Annotated in this window: 1 protein-coding gene; it reads right to left on the reverse strand. The window is 56.5% G+C overall.

Annotated features, from left to right (window positions below; translation table 11 throughout):
• Window positions 1–102: 102 nt before the first annotated feature.
• Window positions 103–24,189, reverse strand: coding sequence for a tandem-95 repeat protein (locus tag CGZ80_RS06560; RefSeq protein ID WP_094412570.1), 24,087 nt, complete (start codon window positions 24,187–24,189; stop codon window positions 103–105).
• Window positions 24,190–24,575: the final 386 nt, after the last annotated feature.

Below are 24,575 nucleotides of genomic sequence, written 5' to 3' on the forward strand. Positions count from 1 at the left end.
AAACAGATTCGATCGGCGGAGCAGAAAAGGAGGCGACTCAACCTAGTATGGTTGATTGCCGATTCTGTCCGCCATCGAACTGCCGAATTCGCTGGCTGAAATTCAGTCGAGCAAATCGAAATCCAACAAGGCCGCATCGATTTCGGAATCACGACTCGGATCTTCGTCGTCGACAATCAAGCTGTCGAGCAAGTGTGGCTCGACCGGTACCAACGTTCCGGTGGCGACAATTTGATCGACTGCGGATTCCATCGTAACGGAACCGTTGTCGGCCGGTACGTCACCGAACGGAGATTCCGGTCTCTTCGTCGGGGCACCAATTAACGAACTGAGCGGTGTCACTGACGTGGCCTCACCTTCGCCAGATCCGCCGCCGGAATTCTGTCTGGCGATACTGTTGATCACGTTCAGAGCGTCCAAAGGACTGATCTTCAAGTCACCATTGACGTCAAAGTACCTCGGCCCGACGGCGTCATCGGGGACCGGGATTTGACCGCCTGTACTGGCCTCTGACCCGATTTTGTTGATCACCAATAGTGCGTCCAGTGGCGCGACTTTTCCGTCAGCGTTCACGTCATAGTTCGACAATGGGTTTTGTAGGGCACTCGCAACCACTTTGATCGTGATCGTTGCCGTATCGCTCTCAAAACCACTCGCGTCGGCGACGGTGAAAGTGATCGTTTCTGTTCCGACAAACCCGTCGTTCGGCGTGTAGCGAATTTCACCGGATGTCAAAATCTGGGCTTCACCATTATTGGGGCCGGACTGAATGGTGACCGAGCTTGGCTCTGCTCCCACCACACCCGCAATCGGATCCACCGTAACTGCGCGTCCCCGCGAAGTACCGGCGAGAACCGCCTGTGGTTCCGGAGCGATTCCGACTCGAAGCGTCACCGTCGCTTGTGCACTCTGTTGTCCGAGTTCGTCGGCGACGGTGTACTGGAACGAGTCGGTTCCACGGTAGCTTGCGAGCGGTGTATAGGTGACTGAGCCATCGTCAGCGACGACCAAGGCGCCGTGGCTAGGCTGAGTCGTGATGATCACAGTTGAGGGAACGATCGTGCCATCGACGTCAACGTCATTGGGATAGATATCCAAGGTTGTCGGCGTTGCTGGTGAAATCACGAATGTGTCATCCGTCAGACGCGGTGCGTCGTTGGTACCCGCTACCGTGATCGATATTTGGGCGGTCGATTGGATTTCGCCGTCGGTCAACGTGTAGGTAAAGGTGTCGATGACTGAGTCGCCTGGACGCATCGCATCAAGAGTCGACGAACTGGTCGGATCGTAAACGATATCGCCCGTCACGCTGTTGAATGTGACCGTCGCACCGAGTGTCGTCGTGAATTGCACTGGCATCATGATCGACAGCACTTCATCGTCGTACGGAGCTCGGTTGTTTAAGTCAGGATCGATATCGTTGGAAAGAATGTCCGCTGACCGGATGGTCTTGATCGAGTCTTCATCGCCGCTGATCGGATCGTTGTTAGCGATCGGAGCGTCGTTGATATTCTCGATTGTGATCGTCAGATCATGCGACGCGCTGGAAGCTCCTTCGGAATCGATCGCTCGAATCCCCAGGACAACTCGTCCTGCCGCATCGTCGGCCGGTGTGAAGGAGAGGAATCCATCGGGAGAAACCGAAGGTTGAACGCTGAACAAGTCTTCCAATCCGGGCGGAACAGTAACCACGAAACGATCGATGGACTGTGATACTTCACCTGGACCGGTGGAAATATTGGTCGCCCAGGTTTCGGAGTAAGCACCGCTGTCTTCGAGAACGGAGACACTGTCAGTGCCCTCGAAAGTTGGCGGGTCGTTTACCCCTGCGATCGAAATCGTAAACAGGTACGACTGACTGGCGTCGTCTGACTCGTCGTTTGGCGTGCCGCCATCATCGGTCAAGATGACTCGGTAAACCGCATCACCGAACCCATCCGGATCGGCTTCGAAGGCCAACGAGATACGGTCACCGGTGAGTTGCACTTGTGGTGCCGAGGTGAAGACGAAGTCGCTGCTGACCGCTTCGAGGGTCGGTTGTTTCAGCGTTTGGCTTTGCAATTCATCGACCGCATCGAAAGGCCCAACAGTGGCACCGAGCATCCAGTTCGCGTCGAAGTAGGCCGGATCGCCTTCGGTCAACGAAACGTTCAAGCTGGCCGGATTGTCGTCGGCACTGGATACCGGCGGGTCGTTGATCGGTGTGACGTCGATCATCACCGTCACACGCGTGGTTTTGGGATCGTCGATCGGCATCAGACCGGCACCGATTTGGACCGACTGGCCATCATCTCGAATGGTGTAGACGAGTTGATCCATGCCGCTGTAGTTGCTCGGCGGCGTGTAATTGAAGCCGATCACATTGTCATTGGCATCCAAGATCGGAGTCAGCGACACGCCGAGTTGCGTGGTCGCCGGGAACGATGCCAAGTCGACCGAGATCGATTGCCCATGCAGCGTCTGGCTACCGAAGGTTGTATCGCTGTTCTCGTTGTCTGGACCGCCAGCAAACGCCGCGAGCAGGTCGTAGCCGCCAAGGTCCATGCCGAATGACAGGTCCATCGAACCGTCTTCATCGACGACGATCATCGGGGCCGGATTGCCATCGCGAGTGGACGGCGGATCGTTCACCGGAAGGATCGTAATCGTAAACGTTTGACCTTCCGAACGATTGACGTCACCACGGTCCGTGGGACCTTCGGTGCCGATCGTGCAGTCCGGATCCAAGTTGTCCGTCAATCCGTTGTCACACAAGTGGGCAACGAATTCGAACATACCGAATACGTTTGGCGCCGATTGGTAAGTCAGCGTGCCATTCTGTGAAATTTGTGGCAGCTGTGTGAACAAGGCTGCGACTTCGGTGTCGCTGAGGTTTGCCGATCCGACATGGAACCGAACGCTTTGGGTGCTTTCGTCAGTCGCCTGGGTTGGCCCACCGGCGATGTTGGTCGCGAATCCAAAGACGTTCTGCACGCCCGAGTCCTCGCGGACTTCGGCGGGATTCGCAGCGATGTCGAACACCGGAGCGCTGTTGACCGGTTCGATGCTAAACGACACGCGGCCAAAGATCGTGCGCGGGTCAGGCCGCACTTGTCCGTTGATGAACGAAGCGCCGTTGTCGCTGACTGTGTACCGGAAAGTATCCAAACCGCCGATGTTACGGTTGTAGTCCGCGGCGGGTTGATACTTCAAAGCGATGATGTTGTTCTGGGCATCGCGTACGGCATCGATCGATCCACCCTTGTCGGTCGTCACGGGACCATTGGCGAACACGTCGACAATCGACAATGTTTGCGAACCGCCTTCGGAGACGTCGTAGTTGCCCGAAATCTCATTGTCGGGGCCCGCGATGAACGGGTCCAACAATCCAGGTGCTTCGTAGGAACTGGTACCGAGCGACGAGAGGAACGCCGGGTTGGTCAGAGGGATGATGTAGTCGGAAGCATTGCCGCTCGCGTCGACGTTGTCTTCCTTCATCGTGAATGTGATCGAACCGTTCGGCCCAATGCTGTAGGCGGCATCGGTTGGCATCGTCGGATCACTCGCCGATTGGCTGGCCGCCGCAGGGTTCACACGCGGCGGATCATTGACCGGACGTAGGTTGATCGTGATCGTTTCCAACCGTTGTGGATTAACGAACGCAGGGTCGCTCGGCAGGTAAACCCCGTCGTTCGCTGCAACCACAAACGTCGCGGTTCCGAATTGATCGGGTGCCGGGTAGATCTTGATCGTGCCATCGAACGGATCCAGTTCGGGAGCTTGATAGAACAGCGATTGAGGATCGCTGAAACTTTTCATGCGGAAGTGAACCGCCTGTGTGGCTTCATCAAGAGCCGTGACTGGTCCACCAAGAATGTTGGTCGCCCATTGGAAGACCGTCGGTGATCCGGTGTCATCACGTTCAAGAATGTCGACGCGCGGTGTGGTGAAGCTCGGTTCGTCATTGACCGGAGTCAAACGCAAACTGGCGACACTCGGCGTGCCTTCGACCGTCGACAACACTTCGCTGCGGTCGGACGATTCACCAAAGAAATCGCCACTGCCGGGAAGCTCGACTTCGCCGTCATCCGCAACGATGTACTGGAACGCGTCAATCGCGATCAATTCGTTGTTGTCGGGAGAGGTGGATGTGTACAAGCCATCGACCAATACGCCGCCGGCGAAATTCAACGCCAGAGTCCCGTGGGACATTTGGATGGGGCTGCCGGCCGGAGTGCTGGTTCGGTATTGCTGGCCGTTGTAAACCACCGCAACGACACGCAGGTTCGCAATTTGTTCGGTCTCGTCGAATACGTCGTCGCGAGTGGCATCCGCACGAATCGGCAGGGTCGGTTGGCTGCTATTCATCGCCAACAGATCTGCGGCGGTGAATGGTAGCGGTGTGTCTTCGGTACCGATCAGATCACGATTGAACGAAACGGGAGCATCGTTTGTCGGATGCAAAAGCACGTCGACCGTTCCGATGCTAGTCAGCGGGGCTGGCGTCCGTGCACCGTCGATGTTTTCGTTAACGCCGCTGTCGGTGGCCGAGTACTGGAACGTGTCGACACCGAAGGCGTCTTCCGGAGGCGTGTAGCGAATAAACCGTTGGCCTTGTTGGGTCACCAATTGAACCGAGCCACCAAGTGCGGTCGTCGAAACTGGTAACGCGAATTCCAGCAGTTCGCCATCGTTGAGCGGCGGATTGCCTTGGTTTTCGTCTGCCGCCGTTGGCGGTCCGGCGAACGCATAGTTATCGATGTAATCCAACGGGATCAGGATTACGTTAGCGGATCCTTCGCGTGGCACAGGGATCTGGCTGGTATTGTTGCCGTAGTAGGCAGCCCAATCGGATCCGGATTCGTCGGTGATTTGAATCGGTTCCAAGAACGGCGCGTCGTTCTGTGGGGTGACCAAAATGTCTGCCGTTCCGGTGCTGGTCAGCGAATCGACTTGACGCTGTCCGCCTTCGGGCCATTCGGCAAAGCTGTCGTCTTGGACGACAAAGCGGAACTGGTCGTTCGTTCGCGCGCCACCGGTTCGCGGGTTGTCGGCATTGAAGTCCTGCGATTGGACGTAAACCAAGTGATCGAGATAGCCATTGGCGAAGACGACTTCGATCGTTCCGTGCGGCGTTTGATACGTGCCATCGCTGACGATCGTGACGTCGATGCCTTGTCGGTTTGTGGCGATCAGTGCCGAAATTCGCAGCGTCTGGCCGGACTCGTCCTGTGGAACTCCAATCGACGGGTTCCCACCATGTGCGACGGAACCTTGCAGCAAGTCGCTCGCGGTGATCGTTAGGTCTTCGCTTTCACGGATCTTGAATCGACGATCTTCCGATGGAATCATCGAATCGTCCAGAATCTTGTCTTCTGCCAAAGGTGCATCGTTGACCGGATAGACGACTAAGCTGGCCGTCGCACTGGCATACTTCGCATCTGGAGTTGTCGTGCCGTTCGCATTCACGGTGACGCCTTGGTCCACGATGAAGTATTCGAAGCTGTCGACGCCGTAGAAGTCCGCAGCAGGCGTATAAACCAAGTTGCCGCCCACCAGACTGACCCGACCACCTTGGGCAGTCGTGATCGGGAACGCCGACCAATTGCTTGGGAAGTTCGGCGCCGCCGAGAAGGTGGTCACGATGGAAACCGGACCGTCGTTGACGCCCGACGCTTCGTCATCGGACGCGATGCGACCGGCGTAGTCGTTGCCAGTGAGCATCGATGGTGTGATCACGTAAGGCGTGTCCTCCAGAATCAGTCCCGGATACTGGTCTGTTCCAAGGACGTCATCATTCGCTGTCGGTGCGTCGTTCATCGGCAGCACACGCAGACTGACCGTCGCGTCGAACGTTTCGGCCGCCGGCATCGGGTCGGCGGGGTTTCCGTTGGGCAACGTGGTTTTACCGTCGTCGCTGACGGTGTACACGAACTGGCTCAGCGACGGGTTGCCGCCGAGCGCAGGGTTGTCTTCGTTGTAGTCTTCGTCTGGTTGGTAGACGACTTCCGTGACGATGCCACCAGCAACGGTCACGGTGACTTCACCAGTAACGGTGCCAAGGCCGTCGGCCAGATGGCTCGTGAGAGTGTAGTCGCCATCAGCAGCGTTTGCCGGAACGATCGGTGTTAACGTGCCTGACGCGTCGTAGACCGAGATCTGCACCACGCTGACCGACTGTTCTTGCTCGTTCCATGGTGGCAACCGCAGCAATGCATCGTCTTGTGGCAAGGAGCCGGTCAGCAGTTCTGCGGCGGTAATCGTGACCGCAGTGTTCGTGTTTGTATCGGTCGGTTCGGACGTCGTACGCGAATGATCCAACGCAAATGGCGCGTCGTTCACTGGAGCCACATTGATCGTTACCGTCGCGGCTACTGTGCTGCGGACAGGAACCGTGACACCGTTGACGGTTTGATTTCCCGTGAGGCGGTAAACAAACGTGTCGACGCCGAAGAAGTCTTCTGCCGGTGTGTAAGTGAATTGGCCGGTGGTTGGATCCAGCGACAGCGTACCGTTGCGAACGCTTTGATTGGGATCCAATTCGAATCCGATATTGGTCGCTCCCTTGAACTGGTCGCCATCACTAACGCTCACGACTGAAGCGAACGGTGTGTCCTCGACCGCAAAGTAGGTGTCGTTGTCCGGCACTGGCAACTGAGCGGAGATGATCGAGACTTGGTAGTCCTCGACTTCACCGCCGATGATTGCGCCTTCTGGCAATGTGTTGCCTGTGGTGCTCAATCGGAACCGTGCCCAGGTTTGTCCAAACCCGTTCACCGAAACCAGCGGAGCTGGGTTGTTTGGCGTCAGGATTCGTACGGTATTGCGTCCGTCGACCAGCGTTTGGTTCGACAAAACTTGTTCATACGGATCGTTGAAATCGCCGTCGCCGTTGAAGTCGATCCAGGCGTCCAACAATCCGCCGCCGGTCGTGTCGATCACCAAGTCAGACCCTTGTGGCGACAGTGGGTTCAGGTAACTGAGCACGGCGCCGGTTTCTGGATCAAGGAAGACACCGTCGAGAGCACCATCGCTGCCGATCCACACGCCGTCTTCGTCGTCGATCGAGTCGATCGTAAAGACGGATTCGCCGTTTTGGTGATTGATACTGACGCGGTACGTCGTGGTTGACAGGTCATCGGCAATCGCCGCGGCAATGCGTTGAGCCAACGCATCGGCCGGTTCACCTGGGACGACGATCACACCAACATTGTTGCCTTGTGGGACGGTGCCAGCGAGGATCAGTTCGTAAACACGAACGACCGAATCGATGGTGACTTCCAAGGTGTCACCTGGAGATGCGGACGCGGAATCGACTCCGATCTGGCGACCGTTGACGGACACGCCGATGGTGAACGCGTTGCCGGTGGCACTCGCGTCGACCGTCGCTGGCACGTCGTCGGCATCAGGCCAAGCAAAGGCGTCGACTTCGGTGTCAACGTGGCTTCCCAATCGCGGCAATCCGAGTGGACTGACCGTATGGCGAGCTCCGTTTTCGTCGAACAGCGTCAAGTACCCGTTGGCACTGTTGGAGCGACTTGGTGCATCGCCATAGTCAAGACGCACGCCTGGCATCAGAATCGTGAACTGAGTTTCGCGATTGACGCGATTGGGTTCCAGTGTGTTGCCAGCTTGATCGCGAATCGAACCTGCCAACCCGCTTTCCGCACCGATCACATTGGCCGTGTTGTCCAGCCAAACGGTTCCGCCGCCAGGGGCGAACGTTGTCGTTTGCATTCCACTGGCTTCGATTGCGGCGATGACTTGACCGACCATCGCATCAGCGGTGAAGTCGATCGACGGTACAAATGGGATCGCGACGATACCGCCGGCGATGCCAGATTGTGTGATTGATGTCAGGCTGACATCAATCGACGTGTTGATCGGCGAGCTACCGGGACGTAAGAAGTCAGGTTCACCAAGTGTGATGACATTGTCTTCGACCGAGGATCCGAATCCGGGGAAGCGTGCTTGAATGCGTCCGCGCAGTGCGGCCGCGATTTCGTTGGGGCCATCACCTGGAAGCAACAGCACCTTGTCGCTGGTTGTCGTCACGGACGAGTTCGTGGTCAACAAGAATGTTACCGTGACGCCGCCACTGGTGATCGTTAACTCTTCGCCGTTGACGCCTGCGGCAGTTGCTGCTGGTGGCACCACCAAACTCGCTTTCGCGGTCGTTTGTGGAGTCCCCGTTAATTGCAAACCGCCGGAGCTGACGTTCAAGCGATCACTCGATTTACCGCCCAAGTAGATCACACCGCCAAGCAAGCCGCGGGCGTTGAGCCCCAGGCCTGCGTCCGCGACAATTGCCGCCGCGCGGTCCGCCAACGCTTGCGGCGTATCGGTCGCCGAGAATGGGATCACATGGGTCGTCGCAGGGTCCAAGTTGCCAGGAACCGAGAAGGGGTCGGCAAGGCCCGAATCATCGAACTCAAATTGGACGGTGATGCCGCCGCCCTGGGCATACAGAATCGTGTCGCCATCAACGATCCCGCTGTCAACACCGGTAACGGTCAGTGGGTTCAGTGTGGTATCGACCGAGGCACCGCTTTGGCTGCCAAGTTGGACTTTGTCATCACCGACGCGAACCGGTGAAATCTGCAATTGGCTGGCAATCGAAGGCTGCGACAACACGCCGAAGATCGCGTCACGGACGTCGGTAATCGTGTCGGCGGATCCGATATCGATCGCGACATTATTGCCGCTGACTCCACCGATCGTTTCAAATTCGAACGTCAGTGTCGTTTGACCATCGGGGGACGTGATCGAGAACGTATCCCGGTCGATGAATTGGTCAGCCGCACCGACCACGTTCAGTGTCAGCGTTTGTTCGATTTGCAACACGTAGCCACTGTTGAATTCGAACGTCGCGGTATTGCCGGCGTTGTCTTCGACGACGAATTGATCACCGTCGGCGGTATTCAATCCGTTGTACATATTCAGCACATAGCGGTCACGGTTGTTGAGCGTGATCTCATATGCCGATTGTGGATTCCATACTCCGCTGGCTGCCGTCAGGATGATCTGGTTGCTGGTCGCAAGGTACGCGAATGTGTAATCCACACCAGGAATCAAGCGTCGCCCGTTCTCGGTCAACACGACCGTTTGCGCGGTCACTGTCGAATCGTCAGGGCCACTGCCGTCGACGTCGTCCAAGCGAACGACGAACTGTTGTTGGGTTCCATTGACCAAACGGACGTAGGTGCGGAACGGATCTTGATCGCGTCCGTCAGCCCCGTTGTCGAGCGGATCAGACAAGAATGCTGTAGGACCGACGAAGTCGCTGCGGTCCAACGCACCACGGTCGATGAAGACAATTTCACCGGTACCCGATCCGTTATTGACCAACGGATCGTCGACACGGGATTGTCCGGTCAAATCACGGATCGGAGCAATGATGGGTGATTCGGCGATCCCAAGGTCACGCCGCAAGTTTTCCAGAACGGCGCGATCGTCCAAAGCTCCTAAGCCGCTATCGATCAAGGCCGACAATGCGATCGGATAAAAATTACCATTATCTGGATCCGTGAATAGGTTTGGATCCAGTGGAGTCAGCGGGAATGCGCCCAGGCTGGTACCGGCCGCGTTGGTCCCGTTCATGGCATAGATCGTGCCGAACATTTCCATCGCGTTGACGCCAGCGGTCACGTTCACGCCGGTTGCCAAGTTAACGACTGCGTTGTTCAACAGCGTCGGTGCGGCACCGGCATCGACTTGGATACCGACGTCGCCACTGCGATCACCATAGATCGTATTGTTGACGATGCGGGCAAAGATCTGCGGTGCATTGACGCCGCCCTGTTGGTCGCCGGAAATACGAATGCCGCCCGACCCGTTGGTATTCAGGATGTTGTTCATCACAACCACACCCGGTACCAATTCGTCCGGTTCTTGAGTGACGAAATTCATCGCCGAACCGGGACGCGGCAAGGTGTTTGCAGATCCCGCGGCAACGTTGGTGCGGTCTCGCGACCCGGCGTCGACCACGATGCCGAATTGCGAACTGTCGCTGATGATATTGTTTTGCAGGATGATTTGACCCTGCGGGCGGAAACGGTTTTCGTCGCCACCTTCTTCACCCGGACCATCGACAGCGTACTGAAGCACTGTCAACGGGAATGAAATTGGATCGGCCGAGAAGTCCAGGCGTCCGAACAGATCACTTGCCGCCGGACCGTGCAGCAGCACGGTGTCGGAGGTTCCGTTATTAACGCCAGGTCGAACTTCACCGGTGTCCAGTGACGCGCTGACTTTGAAGAACGATTGGACCGCCGGTGAGTTGATCGCGTCGCGAATCGCCGCCGCGATGTCCGTCGCTTCCATGCCGACGGTGAATTCGACCGGCACGTTTCCGTTGGTAAATCCGGTACGCACAACCGGGTTGGAGATGTCTTCGAATTCCAAATTGATCGTGCTTTCGCCATCGCTGATGCGGATGATGGTTCCGTCTGGAATTCTGGCACCCGACAGCGGCAACCCGTAGATCGCATCCTGCAGTTTCAATCCGATCGCTTGCGCACGCGGGATATTCGAGTGCTGTGGCGTACCGCCATAGTCAGCACTGAGGCGAACTTCCAATTGGTACTGGCCAAAGTCGACTTCGGGACGCGGGGCAGGTTCACCGGTCTGAGGGTCATAGATTGTGATCGCTTCGAAATATGGATTCGCAACGAACTGTTGTGCCGCGGTTCCACCATAGACCCGCTCACCACGTTCGCTGACACCGATCACCAAGTCATCGATATAAACGCCTTCAAAGGCGTTGTTTTCCATCCGACGAGCGCCATTAATCAGCGTTTGGCTGGTGCTGTTGCCTTGTTGGTAGTAACCGAAATTGGATCCTGGCAAGACGCCATCGATCGAGGGCGAATCAACGATCGTCGGAAGTGTACCGGCAGGGTTATAGCCACCGAATGCAACAATAGGTCCAGGATCGACTGCGTTAAATCCGAACAGACGCAGCGTTTCGTTGAAGACTTGATATGGCTGCAGGGCGCCCGCATCGATACCACGGATTCCCAATTCTGGTTGTTCGACGGTGGACACCACCGGGCGAACAGAGATGGGATCATCGTTCACCGGAGTGACTTCGATGTCAACGCGAATGGGGCCGTCTGTCGCATTCGAATCAGTGAGTTCGTACTCAAAGAAATCCGGACCGTTGTAGTCGGGGTTTGGGGTGTAAAGGATGTAATTCCCGACGACCTGGACGGTACCAAACTGCGGTGCCGTAACGGCGGCGATTGGGGCGACACCCAAGGTATGGACATCACCAATTTCTTCTGGCGTGTCATTGTCCATGACGTACAAGCGTTTGGCCGTATCTTCGCGAACCTGATAGAAATCCGGTTGACCGACTGGAGCGTCGTCTTCGGTTTCAATCGTGATCGTCGCGGTGTTGGGGACGCGACTGCCCGCGCCATCGATCACATAGAAGTTGATCGTGATCACCGGATCGACGGCATCAAAGTAGATGTCGTAGGCGTCGGTGTCGATGATGATCGAACTTGTGCCTGGAATAAATGTCAGGCCTCGATCATCCCCGATGATCTCCAAGCTCTCGATCGGTACGCTGACCGTGCCACCTTCAGGATCAACAACGCCTTGAAGCAACGGCAATTGCTGAATGCCAGTATTCTCTTGATACGTTGCGGCAATCGGCGCGACACCCGTAGGAGTCTGATTGTCCGGATGCACCGTCACAGTCACGGTCCGAACAGGCGATTCGCTCAAACCGTCGGTCACGTAGTACTCGAACGTATCCGTTTCGATCCCGGTCGCCCCGAAACCTGGGTTAGGTACGTAGCGGATGGTTCCATCGGGGTTGACTTCGACGCGGCCATTCAGCGGCGGGGTGCTGACCAGCGGAGCGAAGAAATGCGGGGTCAAGGAATCCAATGCGTCGACGTCGTCATCATTGAACAAAACATCGATGATGACTTCTTGGCCGGGCAACAACGGATCTGCGTTAGCTTTCGTCGCGGCAAAATCAACCGCCGCAGTCGGCGCATCTTGTGCCCCGATCACCTGAAGCCGAATGGAGCGTGGATAGGAAATGCCGTTACTTTCGATCACGTTGTACGTGTAAACGATCTCTTCGATTTCGCCACCGGCAAGATACTGGTAGGCATTTGGATCAACATCCAAGCCACTACCAGTAAAGCTGATTCCGGCATCATTTCCCTGTTCCAAAACAAGGTCATCGACCGATAACGGGCGGAATTCCAAGTCGTCGGTTTCGTCCAACAAGTCAAAGAACGTCGCATTTTCCTCTTCACCGATGCTGTAGTCGAAGTGGTCAGCGGTGACCGAGACCGTGACGTCGACTTGCGCGGTCGCTTGGCCGTCCGAAATCGTGTAGGTCAGCATATCGACGCCGACAAACCCATTCCTTGGGACGTAAGTCAGTCGCGTGCCTCCGGCTGTGATGGTCACCGTACCGTTAGCGGCGGTGGGCACACCGACGATGCGGTGGTTGTCACCGTTGTCGGGAAGTGAATCATTCGCCAGCACATCAATCACGATCGGAGTGCCCGGTTGTGTAATCGCAACATCTTTGGTTCCGAGTGGAGCCGTTTGTGTGCCATTGATTTGGATCGTTCGATCGCGAAGGGCGACTTGGCCGACCTGATCACTGACCATCCAGGTGAAGCTGACCAATTCTGTTTGGCCGGCATTCAGATACGTGTAGTAACTTTGGTCGACGATCAATTGGTTGTTGACCGGATCGAACTGAATCCCGCCGGCATCACCACTTTGGTGTTCAAGCTCAACTGCAAAGAACTGTGGCGGATCAAAGTCGGGGTCAACAACATTTGCCAACATGTTGACGTTGGCAAAACCGTTGCCTTCGGCGGTGACGAAGTTTCCGATCGGGGTCGCGACGGGCGCGGTGATCGAATCCGTCGCGGTGTCGGAGTAATTGTTGACATAGACAATCACTCGTTCAGAAATTGACTCGGTGACGACTGCCGCGGCGATACCGGACAAGCTGACGGTGTTGCCACTCGCACCGGCCGACAATCCGTCACCCGCAAGAACGCTCGCAAGAGCCGTTGCGATTTGGTCGGCCGTATCACCCAAAGAATAGGTAACCAACAGATCGGTCGAGTCTGCCGCGACACCAGTGGTGTTGAATTCGACCACGACGGAGCGGTCCGTATCGGTCGTCAGAATCACCCGCTGGCCATCGACCATCGTCGCGCCATTGACCAACGTGATCGCGGTCTGGCTGACGCCGATCGGAGAAGTGTCGGTCCGGCCATCGGTGACGTAGTATGTAAAACTATCTTCGATGTAGGGCTCGCCGTCGGGAACATCCAAATTGGATTGGTAACGGACTCGTCCGCTTTCCACGCTCAGGATGGCGCCCAGTTGACTGCGATCTGACGGCAGCAAGATTTGCAACGTATCACCATCGGCGTCGTAGTCATTTAAGAGGACGCCAATGTCGATCGTTTGGCCTTCAATGACACGTCCACGGTTGGTAAAGCCGTGGTCGGGAACCGCAACGGGTTTGTCGTTTTCGCCAGCGATTTGAATTTCGATGCGGCGTGCAAGTACACCGCCGTTACCGTCGATCACGTCAAAGTCAACGTAGACCTGCGAGTTCACCAGGGCCATCAGTGAATTCAGCTCGTCAGGATTGATCTGCAGTTCACCTGTGGTCGCATTCAGCGATAGTCCTCGTGGGGATGCACCGCTGAATCGGACGTTCGAAACCATCAACGGATCCGATTCAACGTCGACAACATCTGCAAACAGATCTTGTGTAAATACCACATCGTCTTCGCTGAGTGTGACGGTGATCAACGCGTCATCTACGGTTGGTGCGTCGTTAACCGGGGTGACCGTCAGGTTGACCGTTGTCGGAGCCGATACGGTCGTTCCATCGTTGACTTGGTACGTGAACGAATCGCTGCCTACAAAGTTCTCTGCCGGCACATACCGAACACGCCCATTGATGACATCGACCGTACCACCGGCGGTGGTCGTGTTGGATGCCAAGATGATGGTCAAGTTGTCGTTCTGATCGACATCAGCATCGTTGTCGAGTACGTCCAACATCGTCAGTGTGTCTTCGACGACTTCGATGTTGTCTTGGTTTGTGACCGTCGGATCGTTGACGCCACGGAGCGTGATGGTGGCGACTCTCGCGACTCCGTTTCCACGGCCATCCGTCACGTTGTAGCGATACTGGACCGTTTCAAGTTCACCGGCGGACAATCGTTCGTACGCATCCGTCGAAACTTCAAAACGCGCGTTCAGTCGATTGAAAACGATTCCCGTGTCGTCACCCGATATCTTAAAGACGTTGGTCACGCCCAATCCGTCGCCTTCGGTTTCACTCGCACCGGCAAGCAAATCGACAACGTGGTTGCCACTGTTTTCGTCGAACGTCGGGGTCAAATTCGCGCCAACGATCGGCCCAGCGTTGTTCGGATAAACACGCACATTGACCAACACTTCGGTCGAATCAATCGTGCCGTCGTTGATGACATAGCCGAACGAATCCGAGCCTACGAATCCGGGTTCCGGTTCATAGTGAATGACATTGTTGATCAGTGTCACCGTTCCAGAGGCAGGCGGACGAGTTCCGAGCGCGACCGTCAGTACATCCGTTTCATCGGGATCCGAATCGTTATCAAGAACATTAATGTCGACACCGCGGCCGACGACCGTTTCGGCGGAGTCAGACACCGCCGTTGGGCGGTCGTTTAATCCGCGGATCGTCACCTGGGCCGTTTGAGGCGTGACGCCGCCGTTGTTGTCGTTGGTGTCGTAGGTATAGACAACGGTCATCGTTTCGCCGGCACCCAGACGTGTATAACGCGACGGGTTCACGGTCAGATAACGCACACCGTCAAACGCGATACCGGAATCGTCGCCTGCTGTGACTTCAAGGTTTTCGACAACAACGGTGTCGTTCAGGTCGGCTTCTTGAGTGTTGAGCAACAAGTCCAAAACCGGATCAGCGGTTGGCGTTACGTTGTTGTATTCGCGTGCAACATAGGCTTGCATCAAGTCGCGAATTTCGATGGTGGTCGCATCAATGCCAACCGGAATCTGCACTGCACCTGTGACGCCGGGACGTTCGACGACCAAGTTTTGCGTGACGAAGCCGCTGGCGCCGCCGATGTCCGGAGTCCCATTGCCTTTGATGCTTAGACGCTCGGGGTCTTCCGGATCGATGATGACATCAAAGAATGGCGTCAATCGGCCGGCAAACTCGAGTGAGATTTTGGCGGCGGTCATGTTCGTCGTGTACGGAATCGTCAGCGCACCATCGGTCGGGTTCGGGCCGTTCTGATCGCTGAAGGTATACGTGATGCTGGACCCATTTGCGGGATCAACCACGGTGATCGTGCTGCCGTCGACCAGGGAGCCGCCGCTTGGCATCTGCAGCACCAAGCCGTAATCGAACTCGAAGGTTCGCGTGCCACCGCCCGAGTTGATGGTGTATTGGAACGATCGATTGTCCAGCATGTATTGCGGCCGAACGGCTCGCAGTTCCAAAGCGTTGATTTCGGTTTCACCGGCAGTGTTGAAATCGAATCGGAACCGCACATCCGTGTGCCCAGCCCACGGTGCGAGGGAGACCTTTGCTTGACGCCATGAGGACGAGTCGTGCAGTGGCTGGACGAACTGATAGATGGGATCACCGAACGCATCCTGATCAAAGTTCTTGACATAACCCGATGCGTTCAAATCGAACTCATCCAAGTTGTCCAAGAAATCATTGCCGGCGACGTCGGTTGCGACGTTGTTGGTCGAAACCAAACGCCAGGTGCGGTCCTGCTCGCTGGAGACGAAGACACGCATCGCGTCACCGATTTTTGCGGTGGTGTTCGATTGCGCGTTCGTGTCTTCGGTATCCAGGAAGTACGTGAAGTACAGCGACGGTTGGTCTTCGTAAGCGTAGCCGCGAAGGTCAAGGGCATAGCTTTCCAGTTGTCCCTGCGCACCGCCCAGGAAGTTGTACCCGCCGCGTCCTTCGTAGTAGTTCGTCGGGACACTCCCATTGACAATGTCGTTGTCCAAAGTTGGGAAGCCGAAGTACAAACTGACGTCTTCATCGGTGGTCGGATCCAAGTCCAAGTCGTTTGACCCGACGTCATCACCACGCTGTGTCGTTCGGCCCCACAAATTGGAATCCAAGTTGGCGAATCCGATCCCGTGGACGGCCGTGTAACCCAGTGACACGGAGCTCTGTCCGGCGCCCAAGACTGGCACAAAGTTGCCGAGTTCATCGAGGGCATACAGGTTGCCCGCTGTATCGGTCGCGAACAGCAAATCCGCGTACTCGGGGATGTTCGCAGGCCCCGTCGTCAGACTCGAAAACCGCAGCGGGTTTCCTCCTGCTGTGGTGAATGTGTTGACCAGCGTGCCAACGATATCTCGGGCCGGCAGGTAAGGGAGATTTGGCGGCTGCGCCAATTCGGCAGCGCCGAAACTGATCAAATGGCCTTGGTCACTCACCGCGTAAAACGTGTTTCCAAGTTGCGTCAAACCGGTCACGTTCCAATCGGGATAATCGGACGGCTGTGCGAACCGAGAAAATGCGTTGCGACCGTCGGCACCTTCAAAGGTTAGACGTGCGATTTCACGGCGATCGGTCCCCGCACCCTCCGTCGCATCGTTTCCGCCACGTGTTGTATTGTTGGCATCAATGATATCCCCGGTGGCCGGATCAAGTCGGTAGATGAAGTTTTTGGCTGGTCGCCACTGCATCCCAATGGCGTTGCCATTGTTTGGGTTTCCAGGCAATGGGTCGTCATAAAAAACGTCTCGGAACGCGCTATTTCCGCCGCCTCGGCTGGCAACGCCATACAGATTTGGTGTGTCACCAGCGGTAAAGGTCAGGGCGTTGAATTCCAAGCCGCTGAAGCCTGCCGCATTTGCGGTGATGCCAATGTTGCCATTGTTTACTTCGCCATGCGATGTGGTGTAGTTGGTCTGGCCAATCTGGACGATTGTATTCGTCGCAAGGTCATACGAATAGAAAAGACCATCGACCCCATCGCCATCCGCTGATCCGCTCAGCCCAGGTTCATTGACGGAGATACCAACCAACAGTCCGGTGTCGCTGACGTCGATCGCACCGAGTGTCTCTGTTGCCGAATTGATTAATGCTTCGGCATCACCAATTTGCGCGTTGTGAACCGTCACGCCCGGTTGAGCACCGCCACCGGTGTTCAAGCTGAAGTGTGACGAAACGAAGAGATTCAAATCCCCAAGGGTGAATGGGACACGGTTTTCTTCGCCTTGAATGATGGCGTTGTCTGACGAGCCGATTTCAAAGTTTTGTGATGCAAAGCGTGTCGTGCTATCGACTGGGTACAACCGAATGTTTTGGTTGCTACTGCCTGGGTTGTAGTACTGGTCCAGATCCGTCGGGGCTTCCATGTTCGTCGTGACGACCAGGTCGTATTGGCCCAGCGGAAGTTCGACGGTTCCCAAAAAGGCGTCTTTGAATCCGGCCGACCCGCGACTGAGATCATCTTGGTCAACGCCCTGATTGGGGCCCGATTGATCCGAGGAAATGTTCGAGTCATTCGCCACCATGTACAGCGTTGGCGGGCCAGCATCTTGGTGTTGGTAGATGTACAAGGCCGTGTTCGGGCGACCAACGACATCGGCGTAGTCGATATCAAACGTGACCGCGATGGTTCGGCCATCATTGTCCGTCACACCGGCGATTTGCTGGATCGAATCACGCTCGACGGTAAACGTGAACATGTTCTGCCGATCGGTATCGGTCAAGTTTCCGCTCAAGCTGATTGACGCACGTTCGGTGTTGCCGAGGTTGCCAAGATCAACCACTTGCCCCGGAACCGCCGAACCTTCGCCGACCAACGGCGAGTGCAACGGAACACCGCTTGCCGTGATCCCAGTCGTCGCATAGCGGATGTCCGCGTAACGAACCGTTGAGCCGCCAAATTCTTGAAGCTCTTTCAAGCGAACTTGCGACTGGTAAACACCAGTCGAACCGTTCTTGCCGCTGATGCGGATGTAGTATTCTTGTTCGACGCCGTTCACACCCGGCAATTGGATCCGCAGACCTGCATCGAGCGGATTAAGCGTGTAGAGGTCTTTCGAATTGCCATCCGGGTTTCCGAACGTGTTGTCGAGCGCGAACGACGACTGTTCCATCGGCAGTGCGACCACACCGGGCGCCACAAACTCGATCGCGTCCGCTTGGCTTTCGGCAAACGAATTATCACTCGACGCGACGACGTTGCCCAAGCCATCGATGATGTCGATTCGGCTGTCCAGCGAAGACTCGGTTTGATCGATGTCAACCCAAACGGTCGTACCCGCGACGCCTCGGAACGAATACGTATCGATGTCCCCGGCGCTAGCGATATTGCCATGGATGGTCATCCCCAATCGCAAATTCTCATCCGCCGATTTCTCGTTGGCGGCCAATTCGCCGATCGCTTGAGCGCTCGCTTCGGTACCGTTGACGTCGCCATCGCCGCCGATTTCGCCTTCGCGTTCGATGACGGTTTCAACGTTGCGGTCGTGGCTGAATTCCAACAACTGGATACCATCCCAGTTGCCGGGGCTGCCGGTCGATGGCCCATTGCCATTGGTATCGACCAAGGGATTGCCAAGCGGATCCAAACCTGCGCCAACACTGTCGTCAGCCAAACTGGTCAAGACGACTGGGAATCCAGGGCTTCCGATGACGTGCACGATGCCACCGATTCGATCGTTGATGTCCAGCGGGCGACCGTCTGCGATCAAGCCGCTGCCGTTGGTGAACTTCACAACCAAGCTTTCATCCACTCGGCTTTGAAGTCGTAGCCCGCCGTAGGTATGCAAATCGGGCACAACGATGTCGCCGCTAACGACATGCACGATGTCGGTGTCATCAAATGCGACCGCAGTGGTCAGAATTTCGGCACGGATGCGCATTCCCGCGATACCACTTGAATCGATCAAGTTGCCGTGGACGACTGGGCCCAGGTTATTCGACGGAGCATCGGCAACATCGATGCGTCCGGTTTGCCGGCCGTAGTCGTCGAGCGGACGGTCCTTCAACGAATTACTGTTGATGCTGATCGCGGCGTTGTTGGCGCCAAAGTTATTGACGAAGGTGTTGTCGACAATGATCGGCTGAGCACCGACGACATGAATAATCGACTGGTCATTGGGGCCACGTCCCACACGCGTTGGCGAGTTACCACCGACGCCGCTGGCGTTTGATTCGAACCTTGTGTTGGAGATCCGGCCATCCGCTTGCAACAAACCTATCGCATTGAATCCGGCGCTCGTACCACCGACGCTGGACAGACCGCCGGCGTGCGCAATCACGGCTTGGTCGATACTCACGCGGCTGTAGGGGTTGGCAAAAATACCGGCCCAGTCGCCAGCGTTCCCCGTAGATTCGCCGTTGTTGGTCGTGTCAAAGGTTCCGCTACCGCCGTATCGATCGTCGCTTCGGCTGGTAAAGACAACCGGTCGCCCCTCGTCACCTTCGGCAATCAGGTTCGCACCAAAGCCAAGCTCGATGCGGACCCCGTCGCTTTTAACCGTCAATCCCGGATCGATGATCAATCGTGAATCCGGCCGTGCCCGAATACTGTTGCCAAACAGCGGCACCGGGTTGACGTTATCGGCAACCAGGCCGGTATCCGAAAAGACAGTCGTGCTGCGATTCAGATCGGCGATCAGTTGTAGCGGTCCGCCATTGAATGAACGGTATAGACGGCGAGAAACGAAGTCCCCGGTCGCGATCGGCAAGTCGACCAGCCGAACCGACTGGTTGTTCGCGACCAAAGTCGGATTGGTGGGATTGGTCGATGGCGTTTCAAAGCCGAACCGGTCAACAAAACTGACTGCGTAGGAGTAGTTGCCGCTGGTAAACGTCGAAGATGCGTCGGCGGTCACGTTCACTTGCGTCAGCGTCAAATCATCCGGACGCGTCATCTGTGGCGTGCCACCGGCGTTGCCTTCGATCTGCAAGTTGTCGCCCAGGACGTGCACGACTTCTTTGTCATCGAAGCGGGCCGGAACGTTTAGCTTTTCTTGCACACCGCCCGCTTTCGTATCGATTCGAACCAGGACACCGTTGATCGAGTTGTTGATCAGGGTGTTGCCGTAGATCACCGGCCCGACGCGGTCGTAATCCGGAACGAAAGCTTCGTCACGTTGGTAGCGTACCGAAGTGAATTTGGTTTCCTCGAAACTGGCCGGGTCAGCTGAGATCGCCGCGTCCGCATTCATCGTGATGCGGTTGTTGATCAAGGTCGGGCGGGCGTCATCCAAACGGATGGGCGCGATCGGATTGATCTGGCCGTTGATCAGGACGCCACCACCGCCGTAGCGAATGTCGGCGCCACCGACATAGTTCAGGAAGATGCCTTCTCGCTCAAGCTCACGCCGCCCCTCGGCACGGTCGGTTTCATTGCGGAAATCGATCCCGCCCCAGTCCCCCGCCGCCGGTGCGACCAACAATGGGTTTCGTTGCAAACCCGCGCCCGGATCGTTGAAGCTTGTAAAGAACACCGGCAAGTGCGGCACGCCTAGAACTTGCAACGCACCATCGCTGGCGTCGACACCGGAATTACCGCTTCCGATGGCGATTCGGCTGCCATGCATTTTAAATACAGCCCCCGCGTCGATCATCACCGTGACACCACGTGGGACGATCAAGTCACGGCCGTCATCAAGCGTTTGGTTTAACGCGCCGACCCGACCGATTTCATACGCCAAGTTGTCATCATTGGCGATGTAGTTGTCGTTGGGCAAACCGATGTTTCCGTCGTCGCCCTTGTTGCCGACGATCCGCACGATGTCACCGGGTTGTGCCGCGGCGAGTGCCGTGTCGACTTCGCGGAACGGGTTCGCTTCGGATCCATCACCGGCGTTCGGGTTGGCAGCGTTGACGAACAGTGTGCCATCGGTGTCCGCCGTTCGGAACCAGAAATCAAAGGTGCCGCCAGCGATACCGTCTGCATCGCCATCGATCGGCGTTCCCGCGGCATCAAGGATCGAATTCGCGGCGGCCTTCGTAAAGTTGACCATCAACTCATACGCACCCTGGCTGGTACCACCACTGCCTGTGCCTGCGTTGTTGGGATCAAAATCTTCGTTGCCCTTAGCCGTGACACCGATGAAGTAGATCTCGCCGTCCTTGACGTTCCACTGTAACCCCGAATCGGAACCTGTCAGGTCATCGTTGGCTGACACCTCAACTGGTCCGTTGACCGTTTGCTTGTAAAGCGAAAGGTGAGTGTCGAGCAAGCTTCCGCCGGTACGTCGCTCGGCAAACGTCTCGACCTTTAGCACGCCGTCATTGGGCGCGTCGAAGCGGTACAGGTCAACGTCTTTGTTATCGGGGCGATAGAGGTACTGGCCATGCACGATGTCATGGTCACCGGCGAACCGCCATTCGCCAGCGTTCCCGTAATACTCGCCTTCGGAACCCATCACCGTTCCCGGCGGCAAGTCATAGGTGTGGCCAAGGCCGATGGAGTGACCGATCTCGTGTAGGGCGACGTTAAAGAACCCGCCGCCGTAAACGTTGTCCCAGGTCTCGGCGCTATCCATCACGACCAAACCGGCACCGCCAAGTCCCGCGACGCCACCGGGACCGCTCACACCGCCGGCACCGGCTAAGTCGCCGACGACGACTTTCGTTCCCGCGTTCTCTGTCTCGACAAAGTCAATCCCGAGTTGCTCGCCCCACAGATCATAGATCTCGCGCACGCGTTGCATTTGCGCTGGGTTGATCGTCGTGAAGAGCGGGTTGCCGAAGGAGTCGACACCAAACGGTTCATTCAGCGAAAAGTTGTACGCCCTTGTTTCGATGCCGCCAGCACCGTCCGACCCGCCCAAATGCGCCTCGTCCAAAACGTCGCGACCGCCTGGTTCCAGATTCGCACCGGGGTAGTCGAATGGCAAACCGCCGTCTTGGATCGTTTGTGAAATCATCAACGTCGACGCGGTGCCCAAACTTGGCAACGTGTACGCCAAATCGAACGTCGACCCCGGGTCGGCGACAGAGAATGGCTGCACTTGAGGCTGCGTCGTTGATGTCGCGACCGGTTCACTCGCACCAACCTTCAATCGGAACGCACCGCTGCCAGGAAGGTCATCCAGGTCTTGGGCGAATTCCAACACCACGCGGTTGACTTTGACCGTGACATCGGTGGTCGACGTGGGGTTTTGTGGATTCGGAACCGCTACCGTCTCGGTCGCTTCGATGCGAACCGCTGACGGGATGTATCGCGAGTCGTCTCGATTGGAAACCGAATCTTCCGTACGGATCAGTTGATAGAACGCCGGGTTCTTCAGCGACTCGGTGCCGCCACCGGCGAACAAGTCATCGTCATCGAAATAAACGTGAATGATATTTCGATTGCTGGACTGGTCGACCGTGCCATCGTCTCTAACGGTCACGGGCTGCGGTACGACTGCCAAGACCTTGGCGCCAAGTTCCAATTCAAAATCAACGGTATCGCGATCCGTTCCGTTGACGTAGGGCTCAAACGCATCGCCGTTCAAATCGCGGAGCGCCGAAACGCCCAAGTTGGGCAGGTCGCGACCAAAAACTTCGACGCGATAGCGACTGTCGGCAAGTGGTTCGGAGAAACGAATCTTGACGATCCGCTCTGACTCTCCAAACCCAACCCATCCAGGTGTGATCACGACGTCATCAAGCGTACCTGGGACATCGTCATTGCCCGCACCGCTAACACGGATGCCTTGCATCAGCGTGTCAGGGTCAATCGCGGCGTCACCACTGAAGCGGAGTGTCAGCTCAGTCGGCGAGACGTTTAGAACGTTGTAACCATCGCGACTGAAGATGTCTTCTGAGTTCGGGTTGACGCTGACGAGACGCAAGTCGCCATCGTTGCGCGCAAAATCAAAGCTTCGTCCGACTTGCAAGTTCAGGTCGTACAGCTGCGCTGACGAGCCACCGGCGCCATAGACTTCGACGAAGTACACCCCTGGTTCGGCCAGGTCAAGTTCGCTGTTGCTCTCGTTCAGGCCCACGCCGTTCGCATTGACGTCCAGTAGTACCGCACCGGTATCGGATTTAATTCGGTAACCCAAGTCGACTTGAGTTCGGCGATTGACTTGCGTGGCTGTTCCGCCTTGCGGACCGGCTTGGTAGCTGGTTCCCGCCGGTGTGAGGTCAACCGAGATGCCAGTACCGGTGGAGACTTCGAATCGGTAAACGTCGATGTCAGATGTCGCATCGTCGATTGAAACGTCATCAATGAAGACGGATTCGTTTCGTAGCAGACCGAGGTCATGAGCTTCGGGAAGCGAATCGTTACTTTCATACGCATCGCCATAGAGGATGTTTCCATTCCAAACATCGTCTTCTTGTGGGCCGTAGAAATTGAAGCTGATGATTGGTTCCATCAGTTTGGTTTGGTTGATCGGTTCGACATGCGCGATTCCGATGCCGTGGCCAACTTCGTGAGCCAAGACGTTGACCAAGCCACGGTTTTCGCCCGAAGGTCCGTTGGAGTTCAACAGGAACCAGGCGTCGGCGGTGTCAATCACCATGTCGCCGTCCGAACCAACAGTCCCACCGCTATTGGGGTAGTAGTTGAACGCGAGCGTGTTGTAGTCGCCGTCGATAAAGGTACCGCCGATCCGCATGTCAGCGCGCACGCCCGCGACGCCTGCCGTGTTCGCATCCGAAGACGCTACTGGCGCCCCGTCGTCGTTTGATTCATAGACGAAATTCAGGCCGGTCTTCTCGGACCACAGATCATAGATCCGCTCGAAGATTGGAAACCAAGGCTTGCTTTCAATGACCGGGTTTCCGCCGCCGCCATAGATGCCATCCATGAAGGCAACCAGATCGCTGGATCCAAGGTTTCCGGTGCCGCCATCGTTGATCGGCGTGCCGTCGTTGACGATCCCCCAGGTCAAGGTCATCCCGTCGCCTTGATTCGGCGAGGCATCGATCGCCCCGGTACGCCAGCGCGAACCAGCCAGTATCGGGTCTGCCCCGCCGTTGTTTCCCTGGCCTGTTGATTGATGGTGCTCCCACTGTTCGATGACTTCATCCGGAGTACCGGGTGCGAAAACCGCGTGTGCCAATTCGGCGGCAAGTAGCTCGCGTTTTTCAAGCGTCTCTAGGTGAACACTCTTCCGCGAGGGACGCGACGCAACCTTGCGTTTTGCCGGGGTCGAATGAGTGACGTTACGCGAACGGCGGGGGAACGATCGATGAATCATTTATCAGACTTTCAGATTGGAATTTCGCGTGTTTCGCTCAAATCTTTTGAGGGATTCCAGTCACACGCAGATGGGAAAGAATGAAGTCAAAAAGCGGTCAAGAAAAGTTGCTGACCCTTCACCATAAACACAGGCGGAAGGGAATTTCAATCGCCATTAATGCGGCTAAATCAGCAAATATAAGTCGCTAGTCTAAGTTCGAGCTTTGCGAATAGCCACAAACAATTGGTGATTCGCTCGAAGTTTGTCCAGGTCCGCAATCAGAGGAGCCCTTTCGGTCAATCCCCGGGACGTGGGGAGCGGGTGGTCTCTCAAACTGGCTAAGACAAACGGAATAGGCGGAACATTCGGAACCGCTTGCCGGTGGGGATGTTTGTTGTTTGGCG

The organism is Rhodopirellula sp. MGV (genome assembly GCF_002251265.1).
GTDB classification, from domain to species: domain Bacteria; phylum Planctomycetota; class Planctomycetia; order Pirellulales; family Pirellulaceae; genus Stieleria; species Stieleria baltica_A.

Excerpts from the sequence above, each read along its gene's own strand:
- CGZ80_RS06560 (WP_094412570.1), bottom strand. The coding sequence starts at position 24,189 with ATGATTCATCGATCGTTCCCCCGCCGTTCGCGTAACGTCACTCATTCG.